A 16581-nucleotide genomic window follows, 5' to 3' on the forward strand; every position below is an offset into this window, starting at 1 on the left:
CTTATATGATCGAATAAATTACCTAGTGTAATTCGGCGATTCTTTAGTAATGGTAATATCATGCGGGTGCGACTCGCGCATACCGGCCGCTGTAATACGTACAAATTTAGCTTGTTGCAATTGCGGGATGTTGGTTGCACCACAATAATGCATACCTGCACGCAAACCGCCTACATATTGATAAACAACCTCGGCTAAAGTACCTTTATAAGGCACACGGCCTACAATACCTTCTGGCACAAGCTTGGTTACAACGTCTGTTTCATCCTGGAAGTAACGGTCTTTTGAACCTTGCTCCATCGCATCAACAGAACCCATACCACGATATGATTTAAATTTACGGCCTTCATAAATAATGGTTTCGCCTGGTGATTCTTCCACACCAGCAAACAGAGAGCCTGCCATTATTGAACCAGCACCTGCTGCAATTGCTTTAACAATATCGCCTGTTTGTTTGATACCACCATCGGCAATAACCGGCACACCGGTTCCTTCCAGGGCTTTTGCACATTCGTAAACGGCATATAATTGAGGTACGCCAACACCCGCAACGATACGGGTGGTACAGATAGAACCCGGACCAATACCAACCTTAACTGCATCGGCACCGGCTTCGGCCAATGCACGTGCGCCGTCGGCTGTAGCAACATTACCTGCAATGATCTGCATTTCCGGATAAAGCTCTTTGATAGCTTTAACCATATCAATAACGCCTTTTGAGTGGCCGTGAGCAGTATCAACAGTAAGTACATCCACACCGGCAGCAACAAGTGCCTTTACACGGTCAATATTGTCGCCGCTAACGCCAACTGCTGCACCTACACGTAAACGTCCATGCTCATCTTTACAGGCGGTTGGGTAATTTTTAAATTTCTGAATGTCTTTGAAAGTAATTAAGCCTACCAGTTTATTATTGTCATCAACAACCGGAAGTTTCTCAATTTTATAATTTTGAAGTATTTCTTCTGCCTGGATCAGCGTTGTACCCTGTGGCGCAGTAATCAGGTTATTGGTGGTCATTACCTCACGCACCGGCTTATCCATATCCTTTTGAAAACGCAGGTCGCGGTTGGTAATAATACCTTTTAGTTGATGATCGTCGCCGATCACCGGGATACCACCCACCTTAAACTCCTTCATGATCTTAACAGCATCAGCCACTAATGCATCCTCGTGCAAAGTAACCGGGTCTTGTATCATTCCGCTTTCCGAACGCTTAACTTTACGAACCTCATTAGCCTGAGCGCTGATGCTCATGTTTTTATGCAGTATGCCGATACCCCCGGCCTGCGCAATAGCAATAGCCAGTTGCGAACCGGTTACAGTATCCATAGCAGCAGAAACAATTGGGATGTTAAGCTTGATTTTACGGGTTAAGTAAGTGCTGGTATTAACGTCGCGCGGTAGAACTTCTGAGTATGCCGGTATCAGTAAAACGTCATCATAAGTTAAACCTTCGGCGATAAATTTTGAGGAGTCAAGCATGGCAAATAATATTATTGAGATTGATTATTTGCCGGGCAAAGATAGTGAATTATTCGGTATTTAGAAGTTCCGATTTGGAAATAATGCGAATTGACGATTTCATAGCATTAAAATTACAATGGCTTGATGTGATGAAAGGCATTAGTTAACTTATTTAAAACTTATTGGCTGTAACGTTTATCTCCGGGTTTCGTCTTACCAATACATCAGCGTTAAATGCACAGATTAGGTTTACTTATTTTACTGCTTATGCCATTATGGTGCCTCGCAAATAAAGGCGGCGGGCACCCTGTGATCATAGGCGGTATCAATTTAACCGAACTACAGCTTGGCGATTCTGACCCTTACGGCGATTTCAAAACTTTAGCCATCCCTATCAAACGCGCCGGTAACCTGCTGATAGTGGAGGCACAGATTGATTCTGTTGCAGGTAATTTTGTATTGGATACCGGTGCCCCCTACCTTGTGCTAAATGAAACTTACTTTCGTGATCTGCCGCATATCGTTGAGCAGGAAGCAGGCGGAATAAATGGCCGCACCTCCAGCACATTCACCACAGTGGTGCATAATTTCTCGTTAGGATTCGACCTTCATTTTGACCGCCTGGTTGCAGATGTAACCGACCTTTCGGGCATTGAAAACAGCAAAAAGATCAAGATACTTGGTTTATTAGGTACCAGGCTTTTTAACAAGCTGGCCATCACAATTGATATGGCAAACAACTTGTTATATATTCATAAACTCGACAGTAAAGGCGACATTATAAACGACCAGCGTAATCTGAAGAATCCTGATCTGCAAGTGCCTTTTCAACTGATGCACGATGTGATCCTTTTAAAAGCAAAAATTACAGATAAAACTGTATGGCTGGCGTTTGACAGTGGTGCCGAAACAAATATGATTGATTTACACGTACCTAAAAAGGTGCTTAAATCATTAGAAATACTTAACCGTTCTTCCGTTACGGGCGTAGGCGGCACAAAATATGAACTGATCTATGCAAGATGCAATAATCTTGAGATCGGCAATAAAACTTTCACAGGTAACCATGTGCTGGTCTCCAACCTCGAAAACATTGGCAAAGCATATGGCTATTCGGTAGACGGTATTTTGGGGTATGATTTTTTTGCCCGCGGAGTTTTTACGATCAACTTCGCGAAAAAAGAATTTGAAATGTACATTTACAATCACCAACAGGATAAATGAAGGCGCTGAAGTACATATCAATTCTGATTTTGCTGTTTGTACAAGTAACGGCAATGGCTCAGCAGCGCAGTAAGATTTACATCCTGCGTAACCACATGATGCTGCAGCTCGACCGCCGCTCGCCTAAAAAAACGATTGATAGTTTACTGCATATAGCTGGCCTCACTAACCTGAATGCCGACATGGTACAGAAGGGCAATTTTGCGCCTGCCGAAAAACAGGGTTGGAATGTAAATATTAAAGGCAAGTATCAGGTGCAGCTGGATATTTCTTTATCAGATCTTGGCGAAAACAGGATTACGCCCTATTTAATCAGTACCACAGTAAATAAAAGCGAGAACAGGCCGGGCTATCCGGCCGAAGTGCTTTACGGAATAAACAGTTTTAACCGTGTAACCGTACGGGAATTACCATCTGGCCTTACCCGCTTTTTTGTCCCCGGAAATACCAATTCAAGGCGCGTACTTCTTTCCGGCAGCTTTAATGACTGGAGCACCATTAAAGGCCTGATGAATAAAACCGACAGCGGATGGGTGGCAGACATTAAACTGGAACCGGGGAAATATGCTTATAAGTTTATCATCAACGGCAACTGGACACCAGACACTTACAATAACCTGATTGAAAATGACGGTGCAGGAAACATGAACTCCATATACTACCGTTACAATTTCACATTCAGGCTTTCTGGTTATTCACAAGCTAAGCATGTTTCTGTTAGCGGCAGCTTCAATAAATGGGCTGAAATTCCGATGAGACTTTTAGGTAAAGTCTGGACAGCCCAGCTTTACATTCATGATGGGGTTCATCTGTATCACTTTAATGTAGATAACAATTGGCTGGCTGATCCTTCAAATGCTGAAAAACAGCAGCAAAATGGTAAACCTGTTTCGATACTTAAGTTGGGAGAAACAGTGACTTTTAAACTTGATGGCTATACCAATGCCAAAAATGTTTATGTGGCTGGTTCCTTCAATAACTGGAATCCGGATATGATCCGTTTAAGAAAAACATCCACAGGTTGGGTATTACCATACGTTTTACCGGCGGGTAATTATTCGTACAAATTTGTAGTGGATGGCCAGTGGATTACAGATCCAAATAACCCACATCAAATTACGGAAAACGGGAAGACTAATTCATTTCTGGCGGTGAAACCCAATCATATCTTCAGGCTAAAGGGATATAACGATGCTCATAAAGTAATACTACCCGGCAGCTTTAATAACTGGAATGAAAGTGGCTATACGCTTGAACACCGCGATGGCGAATGGGTAATCAGCATGTACCTTAAGAAAGGGAAATATCAATACAAATTTCTGATCGATGGGCGTTGGATACTGGACCCGGGCAACAAACAATGGGAACAAAATGAATATGGTACGGGTAACTCTGTACTATGGATTGAATAATTTATAATTTCTACCTTAGTCGTTTATCCTTTTGAAATGACTATACCTATTTACCAGGCTGACGCCTTTACCGATAAACTTTTTGGTGGCAATCCGGCTGCAATTTGTCCGCTAACGGATTGGCTGCCCGATGATGTGATGCAAAAAATAGCAGCAGAAAACAACCTGGCAGAAACTGCCTTTTTTGTGCCAACTACAGATGGCTTCCATTTGCGCTGGTTTACACCGGAATTAGAGATTGATTTATGCGGGCATGCTACCCTGGCCACTGCACATATTTTATATACCGAATTGGGCTATGATAATCCTGAAATTAAGTTCGACACACAAAAGGCAGGTGTTTTAAAAGTTACAAAAGATGGAGATAAGTACATCTTAGATTTTCCATCCCGGCCGCCTTTTGCAGCCGATGAACCGGAAGGTTTGATAGCGGCATTGGGTGGCATGCAGCCCAAAAGTATCCTTAAATCAAGAGATTATTTCCTGGTATACGAAAGCGAAAAAGATATAACGGATATAAAACCTGATCACGCTGCACTTGCAAAGATTGATGCAGTAGGCATCATTATAACAGCACCGGGTATTAAAGTTGATTTTGTATCGCGGTTTTTCGCTCCGGCCGCTGGCGTTCCCGAAGATCCGGTAACTGGTTCGGCACATTGTAACCTGATACCCTACTGGGCAGAAAAGCTTAGTAAAAACACCTTACATGCTTATCAGCTTTCGGCACGAAAAGGAGAACTCTGGTGCGAACTAAAAGGCGACCGCGTGCTGATGTCAGGCAAAGCAGTTACTTATTTAAAGGGAGAGATTTACATTTAATCAGTTGCGAGGTTTCAGTTGCGTGTTACGTGCCGTGTGTGATTAATTTCATATATATCCTCTACTATTAACTCATAATCCAAGACAGCAAACCGGCAACAGAAAACCCGAACCTCGCAACAGAAATTGCTCTTTACTTTTCACAATTTCTGATTAACTTACGGGTTACATTATTGATTAGGGATTCCGTTTACAGATGCAGCTTACTCGCTTAGAAATCAAGGGTTTTAAAAGCTTTGGCGATAAGATCACCATTAACTTTAATGAGGGTGTTACTGCTATTGTTGGCCCTAATGGCTGCGGAAAATCAAACGTAGTAGACTCGATCCGTTGGGTTTTGGGCGAGCAAAGCACGCGCATGCTCCGCTCAGAAAAAATGGAGAACGTCATCTTCAACGGAACTAAAAGCCGTAAGCCGGCTAACCTGGCAGAGGTATCCCTCACCTTTGATAATACCAAGAACGTATTGCCGACCGAGTTTTCGCAGGTCACCCTTACCCGTAAACTGTACCGCACCGGCGAAAGCGAATACCGCCTCAATGATGTGCAGTGCCGCTTGAAAGATATTACCGATCTTTTTCTGGATACCGGCATCGGGGCCGACTCCTACTCTATCATCGAGTTAAAGATGATAGACGAGATCATTACCAATAAAGAAGGTTCACGTCGTAACTTGTTTGAAGAAGCATCGGGCATATCCAAATACAAGCTCCGCAAAAAGCAAACCTTTAACAAGTTAAAAGATACTGAAGCAGATCTGGACCGCGTTGAAGACCTGCTTTTCGAGATTGAAAAGAACTTAAAAACATTAGAAAACCAGGCTAAAAAAGCAGAGCGTTATTATCGCCTTAAAGAGCAGTATAAAACGTTGAGCATTATGCTGGCATCTTTCAGGATAGTTTCCTTCAGCGAGTCGCTGGCAAAAATTGAAGATCAGGAACAAAAACATCGCGCTGAGAAAACCGGTGTTGTTGCGCAGATTGATACGCTTGAAGCTTTACTACAGCAACAAAAGCTGGACAACCTGACTAACGAAAAAAACCTCTCTATACAGCAAAAGGCAACTAACGACTTCATCTCAAAGATTCGTGCTTACGAAAGCGAAAAGCGTGTTAAGAATGAACAGCTGAAATATCAAAAGGATAAGGAAGCCAGTTTAAATACTGAATTAGAGCGCGACCGCAACCAGCTTAATCACGTTCTTTACAACATCAAAAGGCTGAATGAGGAAAAAGCGCAGGAAGAGGAAACCCTGCAAAGTATTCAGGAGCGCCTATCTGACCTTAAACAAACTGTTGATGAATTACGTGTTGAACAAACTGCTGCGCGCGAAGAACTGAATGAGCTTAATAGCATCAATAATCGCCTGCAAAACCAGATCTATAAAACAGAAAAAGATCTGGATATTCTGCGCATACAGCAGCAAGCCTTAGAGCAGGAAAGCCAGCGTAATATGGATGATGCTGCAAGCAAGGAGGTTGAACTTTCGCATTTTAACCAGCTTGTTGCCGAATTGGCATATCGCACCGAAACACTGCAAAAAGAATACGACTTATCTGTTGAACAGGAAACACTTTTACAGGAAAACATTAAAGCCACCGATGCTGAAATAAATTCTGTAAAAGACCATATCAGGCAGGAAAGCCGTAAGCTGGACGCAAAGCAAAATGAGTATACGCTTACCAAAAGCATGGTTGATAACCTGGAAGGTTTCCCGGAATCGATCAGGTTTTTGAAGAAGAACACAGGCTGGGCTAAAAACGCGCCGTTGTTTAGCGACGTACTTTTTTGTAAGGAAGAGTTCAGGGTGGCTATCGAAAATTTCCTGGAACCACTGATGAATTATTACGTAGTCGAAAGTTACGATGAAGCCATCAACGCCATCAACCTGCTAAGCAATGCATCGCGTGGGCGGGCACAGTTTTTTATCCTTAATAATTACGAGCAGGTAAACAATGATGCCTTACCTGCTGACAGTTCATTCATTCCTGCGCTAAGTGTTGTTGAAGTTGATAAACGCTACCAGGCATTGTGCAGCAACCTGTTACATAATGTTTATCTGGTGGATGATGCTACTGAAAATGACCTTAATAATGCGCAATTATCGGCAGATATTATTCTACTGGGTAAAAGTGGCAAGTTCAACAAATCAAAGCATACATTGGCAGGCGGCTCTGTTGGGCTATTTGAGGGTAAGCGTATTGGCCGTGCTAAAAATTTAGAAAACCTGGCCAGGGAAATTAAAGCCATTGAGGCCGACGTTACTAAGGCAAATCAGCAATCAGAGCAATTACAAAGCAAACTTGTCGCCTTACGTAATTCAACAAAAGCTGATGAGATCCGCACTAAACAGCAGGACCTGAACCGGCTGCACACCGAGCTGATCACTGTAAAAACACGGCAGGAACAATACCAGTCCTTTATAGAAAACAGCCGTAACCGTAAGGAAGACATTGCCAATAAAATCACCGCTATTCAGGGCGAAATGGCAACACTTGCACCGCAGGTTGACGAGTTTAAAACACAAAAGCAAATACAGGGCGACTTGCTTCTGGATAAACAACAGGCATTTACCGAACTGAACGAGTATGTGTCTGTACAGTCGGGTGCATATAACCAGGAAAACATTCGTTTTCATCAGCAGCAAAATAAAGTATCGGGCCTTTTAAAAGACCTGGAGTATCGCGAAACGCAGTTAGAGAGCCTTGAAAACCGGATCAATATCAATAACGCCGAGCTTGAAAAGCTAAAGGTTGCCATACAGGAAACCATGCAGCAAACCGACCACTCTGACGAGGACCTGATTGCGATGTATGTGCAGCGTGAAGAAATGGAAAAAGGCGTTCAGCAGGCAGAGCAGGTCTATTACGGCTCGCGCAATAAGATTGTTGAAATTGAAGAACAGATCAGCCAGTTGCGCCGCAAAAAAGAAAACGCCGAAATAATAGAAAATGAGCTGAAAGATCAGCGCAATAACTTAAAGCTGGAGCTGAATGCACTTAAAGAGCGCCTTTCGGTTGAGTTTAATATTGATATTGAAGAACTGCTGGATACCGCCCCTCCTGCCGAAGAAACAGAAGCTGACCTGAAAGAAAAGACCGAGAGATTAAAAAAACAGCTGGATGATTTTGGTGCCATTAACCCTATGGCTATTGAAGCCTATAAAGAAATGGACGACCGTTACCAGTTCATCAATACCCAAAAATCTGACTTACTAGAGGCCAAGGCATCTCTACTGCAAACCATCCAGGAAATTGATGATACCGCACGCGAAAAATTCATGTCGGCCTTTATCATGGTGCGCGAAAACTTTATCAAGGTATTCCGTTCGTTGTTCAATGAAGAAGACTCTTGCGATTTGATCCTTAATGACCCTAACAATCCTTTAGAATCAGATATAGATATTATTGCTAAGCCGAAGGGCAAACGGCCATTATCTATCAATCAGTTATCGGGTGGTGAAAAAACCCTTACCGCCACGGCAATCCTGTTTTCGCTTTACCTGTTAAAACCTGCACCTTTCTGTATTTTTGATGAGGTTGATGCACCACTTGATGATACCAACATCGATAAGTTCAACAACATTATCCGCAAGTTCTCTTCAGATTCACAGTTCATTATTGTTTCTCACAATAAGCGCACTATAGCCAGTACAGATGTTATTTATGGCGTTACTATGGTTGAGCAGGGTATTTCCCGTGTTGTGCCTGTTGATCTTCGCGAACTGGCCGATTAACAAAAAAACGCCCTCTTTTCAGAAGACGCTTTAATATCCTATTTTAATTATAGCTTATTTATGCTTCGGATGCTGATAGAACATTCCTTTGAATTTGTCATTATCCATTTTGCTTGACAGCGTAATTTGCCTGTCAGCACTTATTGCATTGGTGCTCAGGCTTTGCACAGAAACATTCACAGAATTTGTGTAAGAACCATTTTTGATGTAAGAAAGTGCGCTGGCAAGTAACCCTTCATTAGTATCGCCAAAATCACGGGTTACATCGTCTGCTTTGCTTAATCCCGGATAATCACTTGATCCCGGTACCATACCGGTATAGTAACCACCCTGGCTTGAAGCATTTTTAGTTTCAAACTCAGGGATAAACATTTCGTATTTGTTAATGTCGATATCAAAGAAACCTACCGGTTTACCATAGGTGGTACGACCGATGATCTGCACGTTCATATACGGGCGCAGGTTGTTAATAGTAAGCTCACTGGCAGATGCCGTTGAATTAGTTACCAAAAAGAATACCCTGTTAAGTGCTAAACCGTGTGTAGACCCAAAGTTGGTTTGATTTGCTTGTGCAGAAAAATCAATCTGCCCATAGTTATAGGTGTTTCCATTATCATCTTTACGCACCTGGTTTTTCAACAACACATCTTTGTTATTACTTAATATACTATTGTAGTAAGCGGTATACATTAGCTTGTTTGAAGCAGATGCCGGTGCAATCAGGTTATCCAGGTATTCGGCTGTTTCTACATAACCACCACCATTGTAACGAAGGTCAACAACCAGATCGGTAATGCCGCTTGATGTAAAAGTACTGAAGGCTGCATCTAATTTAGGCTGCGCGCTTTTTAAAGAAACAAAGTCCTTAAACACCATATAGCCAACCTTTTTGCCATTACCCAGATCAATTACTGTAGAAGTAAAGAGCGGGTTAACCGTATAAGAGGTTGTGCTTAAATTAGCCGACATGGTAGTACCATCAGGCTTTTGCAGTGTCATGGTAATTGTACTGCTGTTTGAGTAGGCATTGATAATAAAATCAATGTTTGAGTCGCTGGTAGCATCAAAGCTGGTAGTACCATTAATGTTAGTAATCTTATATCCCCTTTTTATACCTGCCAGATCAGCTGGAGAACCCGGATAAACATATTTTATACGCAGGTCTGTATTGGTATTAAAAAATGGCGCGAAACCGAAATCACCGGTTACACCATTCAATTTCTTCGACTCTGAACCGTCATCTATAAAAGAATATTTGGCTTCTCCGGGATCAGGTGCATAATATTCATAAGGCTTACCTGTAGTTGGATTGATCTTGTATTGCGACAACGCATTTACTTCTTTTTGCAAAGCTTCCAGATCTGTGCTTCCGGTAAAGCTGCGCGGTTTAAATGTATTATAGTCTGGCAAACCATCGTACCAGTAGTAATCTTCCTTTGCATATAAAAATACCGAATCGCGCATCAGGTCAAGTGCCGAACCTGTTGTAGGGGGAGTATTAGTAGTCGTATTATCCGGGGTTACTGCTTTATCTTTTTTACAGCCGGTAATTGCAGCAATTCCCAGCAGAAAAATGTAAAAAGTTTTTTTCATATAATTCATTTATACTGATACGTATCAATCTGACAAATAGTTTAAAACGGGAAAAATATTTTATAATATTTAACAATTAAATACTAAATATTACTGTCCGCTTACCAGCTTGCTGATGTGTAAAAAGTCAATCCCACTGGCTTCTGCACAACGTTCATCAATTGGTTCACGGCCTATCATCATTAATTGCCTGCGTTGCAGGTGATGGTCATGCAGTAAGGCGTGTATAGCATCTGGTTCGGGTTTGGGTGCAAACTCGTTTGCAAAATAACAGGTAAGGTATTGCTCCAAACCATTCCACTCTGTTTGCTTAATTTTACTTAACTGCATTTGCGGATTGCCGTTGGTTACAATAAATATACGCTTACGGTCAACAACAATATCCTGCAATAAGTTAAGCATATCATTATATAACAGCAGCTTTAATGGCAGTTTGGCATTCAGCATCAGATGCTGTAAATTCTGTCCATACTTAAGATCAAGGCTAAACTCTTTTTGTACGGCATTGAAAACGGCATCTTTCCCCTGCTCCTCATATACCGATGTCATAAAAGTGATCATCTGCTTCGCATCAATCTGCTCGGTATATTCTATAAAGTTTGCAAACAGGTAATAAACCTGAAACAAGTAATCTTTTTCGGGATAAAGGACATTATCAAGCTCAAAAATAAAACCCTCTATCCTTTTATCTATGTCATGATAAGTAATGCTCATTGTACTGCATTGATATTGATACCGTATTCGCTGTAAAGTTGCTTTGCCTCGTTCAGCAAATCGGCTTCGGCCTGATGCAAAGGATAAATTTCGATAATATCTCTATCGAGACACAAAGCCAGTATTTCGTGTATGTATGCAGCATCGCCTGGTTTGGGTAGCTTTAGCATTTTACCGCTATCAATCATTACCTGCGGCAGTTCTTCATAATCGCCCAGGTAAATTTCATTATCTGTCAGGGTACTTTTAAGCTGATATGCCTTTGCTGATGTTGCGCCTGTTATTAGAGTTGCCACTTTAATTATTGTACAATTAAACCATCTTTCATTATTACGGTGCGGTCGGCCAGTTGCGCCAGGTCTTCGTTATGTGTAACGATCACAAAGGTCTGGTCAAACTCGTTTCTAAGCTTTACAAACAGTTCGTGCAGTTCACGTGCATTGTTGGAGTCGAGGTTTCCTGAAGGTTCATCTGCAAATATCAATGCAGGATTATTAATCAGCGCCCTGGCCACGGCTATACGCTGCTGCTCGCCTCCCGAAAGTTGCGAAGGCTTATGATCGAACCGCTCACTTAAACCCAAACGGGCTAATATTTCCTTCGCCTTAACCTCGGCCTCGGCTTTCGGTACCCCTGCAATAAACGCTGGGATGCATACATTTTCGAGCGCGTTAAATTCGGCCAGTAAGTGGTGAAACTGAAAAACGAAACCTATTTTATGGTTGCGGAAAGCACTGAGCTGCTTGTTTCCAAGCTTGTTAATTTGGGTGCCTTCAATGTATATGCTTCCCTGGTCGGGTTTATCTAAAGTACCCAGAATATTAAGCAAAGTACTTTTACCCGCACCAGAGGCACCTGTAATGGCAACGATCTCTGCCTTGTTTACTTCGAGGTCAACTCCTTTTAAAATTTGAAGATGGCCGAATTGTTTATAAATACCCTGTGCCTTTAGCATTGTTGCAAAAATATAATAATAGCCCCTAAATCATACAAACATCATTAATTAATGGATAATACAAATTAAGGTTTTATAAGTAGGGATGAAATTGTAGATTTACCGCCAAATTACTACAAGTAAACATGAATATTCACGAATATCAGGGCAAAGCCATTTTAAAAAGCTTTGGCGTAAGGGTACAAGAAGGCATTGTTGCCGATACCGTTGACCAGGCCGTTGCGGCAGCTGAGCAAATGAAAAAAGATTTTGGTTCAGACTGGGTAGTTATAAAAGCGCAGATCCATGCCGGTGGCCGTGGTAAAGGTGGCGGTGTTAAGCTTGCCAAAAATCTGGACGAGGTAAAAGAAAGAGCAAATGCTATTTTAGGTATGCAGCTTGTTACCCCGCAAACCGGACCTGAAGGTAAAAAAGTGCATAAAGTGTTGGTAGCACAGGATGTTTACTATCCGGGTGAAAGCGAAACTAAAGAATTTTACATGAGCGTATTGCTCGACCGTGCTAAAGGCCGTAACATCATCATGTACTCTACCGAAGGTGGTATGGACATTGAAGAAGTGGCACACAGCACCCCTCACCTTATTCATAAAGAAGAGATCGATCCTAAAGTAGGATTACAGGCTTTCCAGGCACGTAAAATTGCTTTTAACCTGGGTGTAAGCGGCGAAGCTTTTAAAGACATGGTAAAATTTATTACCGCTTTATACAAAGCTTACGAGGCTACAGATTCTTCTCAGTTTGAGATCAACCCTGTACTTAAAACTTCTGACAACAAAATATTAGCTGTTGACGCTAAGGTTAACCTTGATGATAACGCGCTTTACCGCCATAAAGATTATGCAGAAATGCGTGATACCAACGAGGAAGATCCGATGGAGGTTGAAGCAAGCCTGAGCAATCTTAACTATGTAAAGCTTGACGGTAACGTTGGCTGTATGGTAAATGGCGCTGGTTTAGCTATGGCAACTATGGACATTATTAAGTTAGCCGGTGGCGAGCCTGCAAACTTCCTTGATGTTGGTGGTACTGCTAACGCACAAACTGTAAAAGCAGCTTTCAACATCATTTTGAAAGACCCTAACGTTAAAGCTATCCTGATCAATATTTTTGGTGGTATCGTTCGTTGCGACCGTGTTGCGCAAGGTGTAATTGATGCTTACCAGGAAATTGGCAATATCCCTGTTCCAATCATTGTTCGTTTACAAGGAACTAACGCTAAAGAAGCGAAAGAACTGATTGATAATTCAGGACTTAAAGTATACTCTGCTATCTTATTAAAAGAAGCTGCAGAACGCGTAAAAGAAGTATTAGCATAAGCTGATCATCTTATAAAATAAAAAAAGGGAGCAAATGCTCCCTTTTTTTATGCCTTATGTATCTGGAAATTAATACTTCCCTACTATCACTTTAAACATATTATCGTAATCAAGGTATTTATTGGTCAGATCACGCAGTTGCTCAGCAGTTACAGTTTTGACTACTTCAGTATAGCGGTGATAGTAATCCAGATCCATGCCCGAGAAGTAAACATTCTTAAACTTGTCAGCATGTGAGAAAATATTCTCAAGGCTGCCCAGTAGAGAGCCCAGCATATAGTTTTTAACTAAAGATAGTTCTTCCTCCTCTATCAGCTCGGTCTTTAGCAAAGTAATTTCCTTTTCAATTTCTTTGACAGCATCGCGGCATACGTCTGCCCCTACTTCTGTAGCTATGAACATAGCGCCGCCATGTTTAAGTGATGTCATCCCGGATCCTATGCCGTAAGTATAACCCTTGTCCTCACGGATGTTTGCCATAAGCCGCGAACCGAAGTAACCGCCTAATACTGTATTTAGCACCTGCATGGCCGGAAAATCAGGGTGCGGACGGTTAATTGTATGCAAGCCAATACGAATAGCTGATTGCAGTGCGTCTGGTTTTTCTATAAAATAGAACTTTTCAGTTGCCGGCTGAATCTCAGGCTGATTAAGATCGGGCTCGCCCGAAGTAGTATTCCATTGGTTACCAAAGGTATCCTTTAATAGTTGAAGAGCACTTTCATCAATTTTTCCTGCAGCCACAATGGTACAATTTGCAGGTTGATACATTGCTTTATAATGCGTTTGCAAATCTTCGCGTTTCAGTCTGGCGTAATCGTCAATTTCTGGAGCATACCCATAAAGCGTATCGCCATGCATAGCCTTGTTAAAAGCACGGCGGGCTAATACATCATTTTTCTGTAAGCCGACCTGCAACTTTTGCTGCTGGTTACGGATATAGGTTTGCAATTCTTCTTCCGGAAAAACAGAATCGGTAAGGATATCCTGTATCACAGGCAATATCTTATCCAGGTGTTTGCTTAATGTATAAAGCGTAACCTGCGATTGGTCGAAGCCGTAATCTGTTTGTAAAAAGGCACCATAAAAATCTACCTTATCAGCAATTTGCGCTGCTGTAAGTTGACTTGTACCTTCGGTAAGCATGGTATTTGCAGCCATGTTTAACAATGGCTTTTCCGGGTTAAAATGCAGGTTGCCAAATATCCATTCAATGCGCAGTAACTCTTGTCCTCCGCCATTAAAGTAATATAAATTACTGCCGTTAGGCAAAGCTTCGTGGCCTGGTGTTACCAGGTTTATATTTTCAATTCCCCTGTATTCGGGGGCTATACTTCTATCTATCATTAGTAAAGGCTTATGGTCAGGATGCTGCTTATTTTTCAGCCAAATAAATCAAAGTCGATGAGTTATCCTTCCTGAATATATAGTTGGCTACTGCTTTGACCTGCTCTGCAGTGATGGCCAGGTATCTTTCGGCCTCATCATTCAGTGTATTCGCATCGCCCAACAGTTCGTAATAGGCCAGGTTCATGGCTTTATCCAGCAGTGACATTTCTGAAAACATCAGGGTCGACTCCGTTTTATTTTTCACTTTCGTCAGTTCATCTGCCTGTACGTCGGTTTGTTTTATCAGCTCTAGTTGCTCCCATATTGCAGCTTCAGCCTGTTCTATAGAAACGCCCTCGGCAGGCTTACCTTCAACAACAAACATCCCTTTATCGATACTACCCGTCATGTACGCATGTATTTCGCTAAACAGCTGCTTATCCTTAACAAGGCTGCGATAAAGTCTTGATGAATTGCCCCGCGCCAGTATATCAGACAACAGATCAATAGCATAATAATCCTGATCTAACCGGCCTGGCGACTGAAAAGCGATATAAACATCATTCAACGGTACTTTTGCAGTAACTGTTTCGCGGCGTTCTTCATGCTGATCTGGTTCCTGCGGTAAATCGCGAACATATTTTTCGCCGGATGGTATAGCGCCAAACCATTTATCTGATAGCGACTTAACCTGGTCAACAGTAACGTCTCCGCCTACTACCATTATGGCATTTTGAGGATTGTAATGCTTTTTGAAGAAAGCTTTTACATCATCAATATGCGCATTTTCAATATGAGATAACTCTTTTCCAATGGTAGCCCACCGGTAAGGGTGATACTTATAAACCATAGGGCGCAGTTTAAGCCACACATCACCATAAGGTTGGTTTAGGTACCGCTGCTTAAATTCTTCCATCACTACGTTACGCTGTACCTCGAGGCTTTTTTCACTGAAAGCCAAGCTTAGCATACGGTCGCTCTCCAGCCAGAAAGCTGTTTCGAGGTTAACCGCAGGAAGCGTCACATAATAATTAGTAATATCATTGCTGGTAAAAGCATTGTTTTCACCGCCAACGCGCTGCAAAGGCTCGTCGTATACAGGGATGTTCACAGATCCGCCAAACATCAGGTGCTCAAACAAATGCGCAAACCCGGTCTGTTCAGGATTTTCATCGCGTGCACCTACGTCATATAATATATTAACCACCGCCATTGGCGTGGTATGATCTTCGTGTACTAATACACGAAGCCCGTTATCAAGTGTAAAACGGTTAAAGTTAACCATGTATCAAAATTATAGAATGGCAAATGTATTAAAATTAGTGTAACCTGCTGTTCAAAACAGACCAGTGGTTCAACAATCTTAAATTATTTGTAACAATAAATTACCAGTAACGTAAAAAGAAGTTTGAACATACAATTGTAAACCTAATTATGTTATCTAAAGAGCAGTTGTTAAAGCAGATACAGGCTTCAATGACTAAAGTGAAGGTGCTGCAGCTTACCAATATTTTATATCATAAAAACTTTAAACTGCTGGACCTGATCGAACTTACCTTTTATCCTGAAAAAAAAATTGCGTTCCGCGCCGCATGGCTGCTTGAAAACTTTTTTTTACACCGCCCCGACCTGTACATCAACGATCTTAAAAATATCATTGAAAGCTACCCAAATGTAAAGCATGCCAGTTGTAAAAGGCACTATGCTAAAATTGCTATGCATATCACATCGCCTAATGCATTACCTGCCGTACGCGCTAAATTAAATGATCTTGATCTGGAGCCGATTGTAAATACCTGCTTTGAATGGATGATAGATGCAAAAGTGCTGGTAGCTGTTAAAGCGTTTGCAAGCGAGGCTTTATTTAATCTTCGCCATCGGTATCCGTGGGTTACGGATGAACTTTCTGCACAACTTGAGTACCTGATGCGTGACGGCAGCATTGCCATACAAACCAAAGGAAAAAAACTGTTAGGATATTTACATCCCCTCGCCGTTTGAGGGGATGTAAAT

Annotated in this window: 13 protein-coding genes; 6 read left to right on the forward strand and 7 right to left on the reverse strand. The window is 41.9% G+C overall.

All coding sequences use genetic code 11. From position 1 onward, the window contains the following. Nucleotides 1-18 precede the first annotated feature (18 nt). Nucleotides 19-1485 carry an IMP dehydrogenase gene (guaB, locus tag PQ461_RS12935; RefSeq protein ID WP_274205940.1) on the reverse strand — a complete coding sequence of 489 codons (1467 nt, stop codon included), beginning with the start codon at nucleotides 1483-1485 and terminating at the stop codon, nucleotides 19-21. Nucleotides 1486-1701: 216 nt separating this feature from the next. Here guaB and PQ461_RS12940 point away from each other — a divergent pair, with 216 nt between their 5' ends. The 4 genes from PQ461_RS12940 to smc all read left to right on the forward strand — a co-directional run bounded on the left by PQ461_RS12940 (nucleotide 1702) and on the right by smc (nucleotide 8661). After that, the gene (locus PQ461_RS12940; RefSeq protein ID WP_274205941.1) at nucleotides 1702-2691 is read left to right on the forward strand and encodes an aspartyl protease family protein; all 990 of its coding nucleotides are present in this window, start codon (nucleotides 1702-1704) and stop codon (nucleotides 2689-2691) included. Continuing rightward, entirely contained in the window at nucleotides 2688-4103 is a 1416-nt protein-coding gene (locus tag PQ461_RS12945) for an early set domain-containing protein (protein ID WP_274205942.1), read from the forward strand. Before PQ461_RS12940 ends, PQ461_RS12945 begins: the two co-directional genes overlap by 4 nt. A gap of 36 nt (nucleotides 4104-4139) precedes the next feature. After that, nucleotides 4140-4925 carry a PhzF family phenazine biosynthesis protein gene (locus tag PQ461_RS12950; RefSeq protein WP_274205943.1) on the forward strand — a complete coding sequence of 262 codons (786 nt, stop codon included), beginning with the start codon at nucleotides 4140-4142 and terminating at the stop codon, nucleotides 4923-4925. A gap of 196 nt (nucleotides 4926-5121) precedes the next feature. Beyond that, entirely contained in the window at nucleotides 5122-8661 is a 3540-nt protein-coding gene (gene smc, locus PQ461_RS12955; protein ID WP_274205944.1) for a chromosome segregation protein SMC, read from the forward strand. A 54-nt stretch (nucleotides 8662-8715) separates the two neighbouring features. Here the strand turns inward: smc and PQ461_RS12960 are convergent, their stop codons facing one another. From PQ461_RS12960 to PQ461_RS12975, 4 genes are all read right to left on the reverse strand, one after another. After that, nucleotides 8716-10254, reverse strand: a complete 1539-nt coding sequence (locus PQ461_RS12960; RefSeq protein ID WP_274205945.1) for a S41 family peptidase — start codon at nucleotides 10252-10254, stop codon at nucleotides 8716-8718. A gap of 90 nt (nucleotides 10255-10344) precedes the next feature. Then, nucleotides 10345-10968, reverse strand: coding sequence for an HAD family hydrolase (locus PQ461_RS12965; protein WP_274205946.1), 624 nt, complete (start codon nucleotides 10966-10968; stop codon nucleotides 10345-10347). Beyond that, the gene (locus tag PQ461_RS12970) at nucleotides 10965-11264 is read right to left on the reverse strand and encodes an ATP-grasp domain-containing protein (RefSeq protein ID WP_274205947.1); all 300 of its coding nucleotides are present in this window, start codon (nucleotides 11262-11264) and stop codon (nucleotides 10965-10967) included. Before PQ461_RS12970 ends, PQ461_RS12965 begins: the two co-directional genes overlap by 4 nt. Nucleotides 11265-11269: 5 nt before the next feature. Next, entirely contained in the window at nucleotides 11270-11923 is a 654-nt protein-coding gene (locus tag PQ461_RS12975) for an ABC transporter ATP-binding protein (protein ID WP_274205948.1), read from the reverse strand. A 125-nt stretch (nucleotides 11924-12048) separates the two neighbouring features. Between PQ461_RS12975 and sucC the strand changes: the two genes are divergently transcribed. Then, nucleotides 12049-13239: an ADP-forming succinate--CoA ligase subunit beta gene (sucC, locus tag PQ461_RS12980; protein WP_274205949.1), complete on the forward strand. Its 1191-nt coding sequence runs from the start codon at nucleotides 12049-12051 to the stop codon at nucleotides 13237-13239. 69 nt (nucleotides 13240-13308) lie between these two features. Here sucC and PQ461_RS12985 read toward each other — a convergent pair whose 3' ends face one another. Both PQ461_RS12985 and PQ461_RS12990 read right to left on the reverse strand, forming a co-directional pair. Next, entirely contained in the window at nucleotides 13309-14586 is a 1278-nt protein-coding gene (locus tag PQ461_RS12985; RefSeq protein WP_274205950.1) for a M16 family metallopeptidase, read from the reverse strand. Nucleotides 14587-14614: 28 nt separating this feature from the next. Then, complete coding sequence (locus tag PQ461_RS12990; protein WP_274205951.1) at nucleotides 14615-15853, reverse strand: M16 family metallopeptidase; 1239 nt, start codon at nucleotides 15851-15853, stop codon at nucleotides 14615-14617. Between the two features lie 149 nt (nucleotides 15854-16002). On the opposite strand from PQ461_RS12990, the gene PQ461_RS12995 reads away from it, so the two are divergent. After that, nucleotides 16003-16569: a HEAT-like fold family protein gene (locus PQ461_RS12995; protein WP_274205952.1), complete on the forward strand. Its 567-nt coding sequence runs from the start codon at nucleotides 16003-16005 to the stop codon at nucleotides 16567-16569. Nucleotides 16570-16581 lie beyond the last annotated feature (12 nt).

It is taken from the genome of Mucilaginibacter sp. KACC 22063 (genome assembly GCF_028736115.1).
In the GTDB taxonomy this organism is placed as follows: Bacteria; Bacteroidota; Bacteroidia; order Sphingobacteriales; family Sphingobacteriaceae; genus Mucilaginibacter.

Coding starts and splice junctions, on each gene's coding strand:
- guaB (WP_274205940.1), bottom strand. CDS start 1,485: ATGCTTGACTCCTCAAAATTTATCGCCGAAGGTTTAACTTATGATGAC.
- PQ461_RS12940 (WP_274205941.1), top strand. CDS start 1,702: ATGCACAGATTAGGTTTACTTATTTTACTGCTTATGCCATTATGGTGC.
- PQ461_RS12945 (WP_274205942.1), top strand. CDS start 2,688: ATGAAGGCGCTGAAGTACATATCAATTCTGATTTTGCTGTTTGTACAA.
- PQ461_RS12950 (WP_274205943.1), top strand. CDS start 4,140: ATGACTATACCTATTTACCAGGCTGACGCCTTTACCGATAAACTTTTT.
- smc (WP_274205944.1), top strand. CDS start 5,122: ATGCAGCTTACTCGCTTAGAAATCAAGGGTTTTAAAAGCTTTGGCGAT.
- PQ461_RS12960 (WP_274205945.1), bottom strand. CDS start 10,254: ATGAAAAAAACTTTTTACATTTTTCTGCTGGGAATTGCTGCAATTACC.
- PQ461_RS12965 (WP_274205946.1), bottom strand. CDS start 10,968: ATGAGCATTACTTATCATGACATAGATAAAAGGATAGAGGGTTTTATT.
- PQ461_RS12975 (WP_274205948.1), bottom strand. CDS start 11,923: ATGCTAAAGGCACAGGGTATTTATAAACAATTCGGCCATCTTCAAATT.
- sucC (WP_274205949.1), top strand. CDS start 12,049: ATGAATATTCACGAATATCAGGGCAAAGCCATTTTAAAAAGCTTTGGC.
- PQ461_RS12985 (WP_274205950.1), bottom strand. CDS start 14,586: ATGATAGATAGAAGTATAGCCCCCGAATACAGGGGAATTGAAAATATA.
- PQ461_RS12990 (WP_274205951.1), bottom strand. CDS start 15,853: ATGGTTAACTTTAACCGTTTTACACTTGATAACGGGCTTCGTGTATTA.
- PQ461_RS12995 (WP_274205952.1), top strand. CDS start 16,003: ATGTTATCTAAAGAGCAGTTGTTAAAGCAGATACAGGCTTCAATGACT.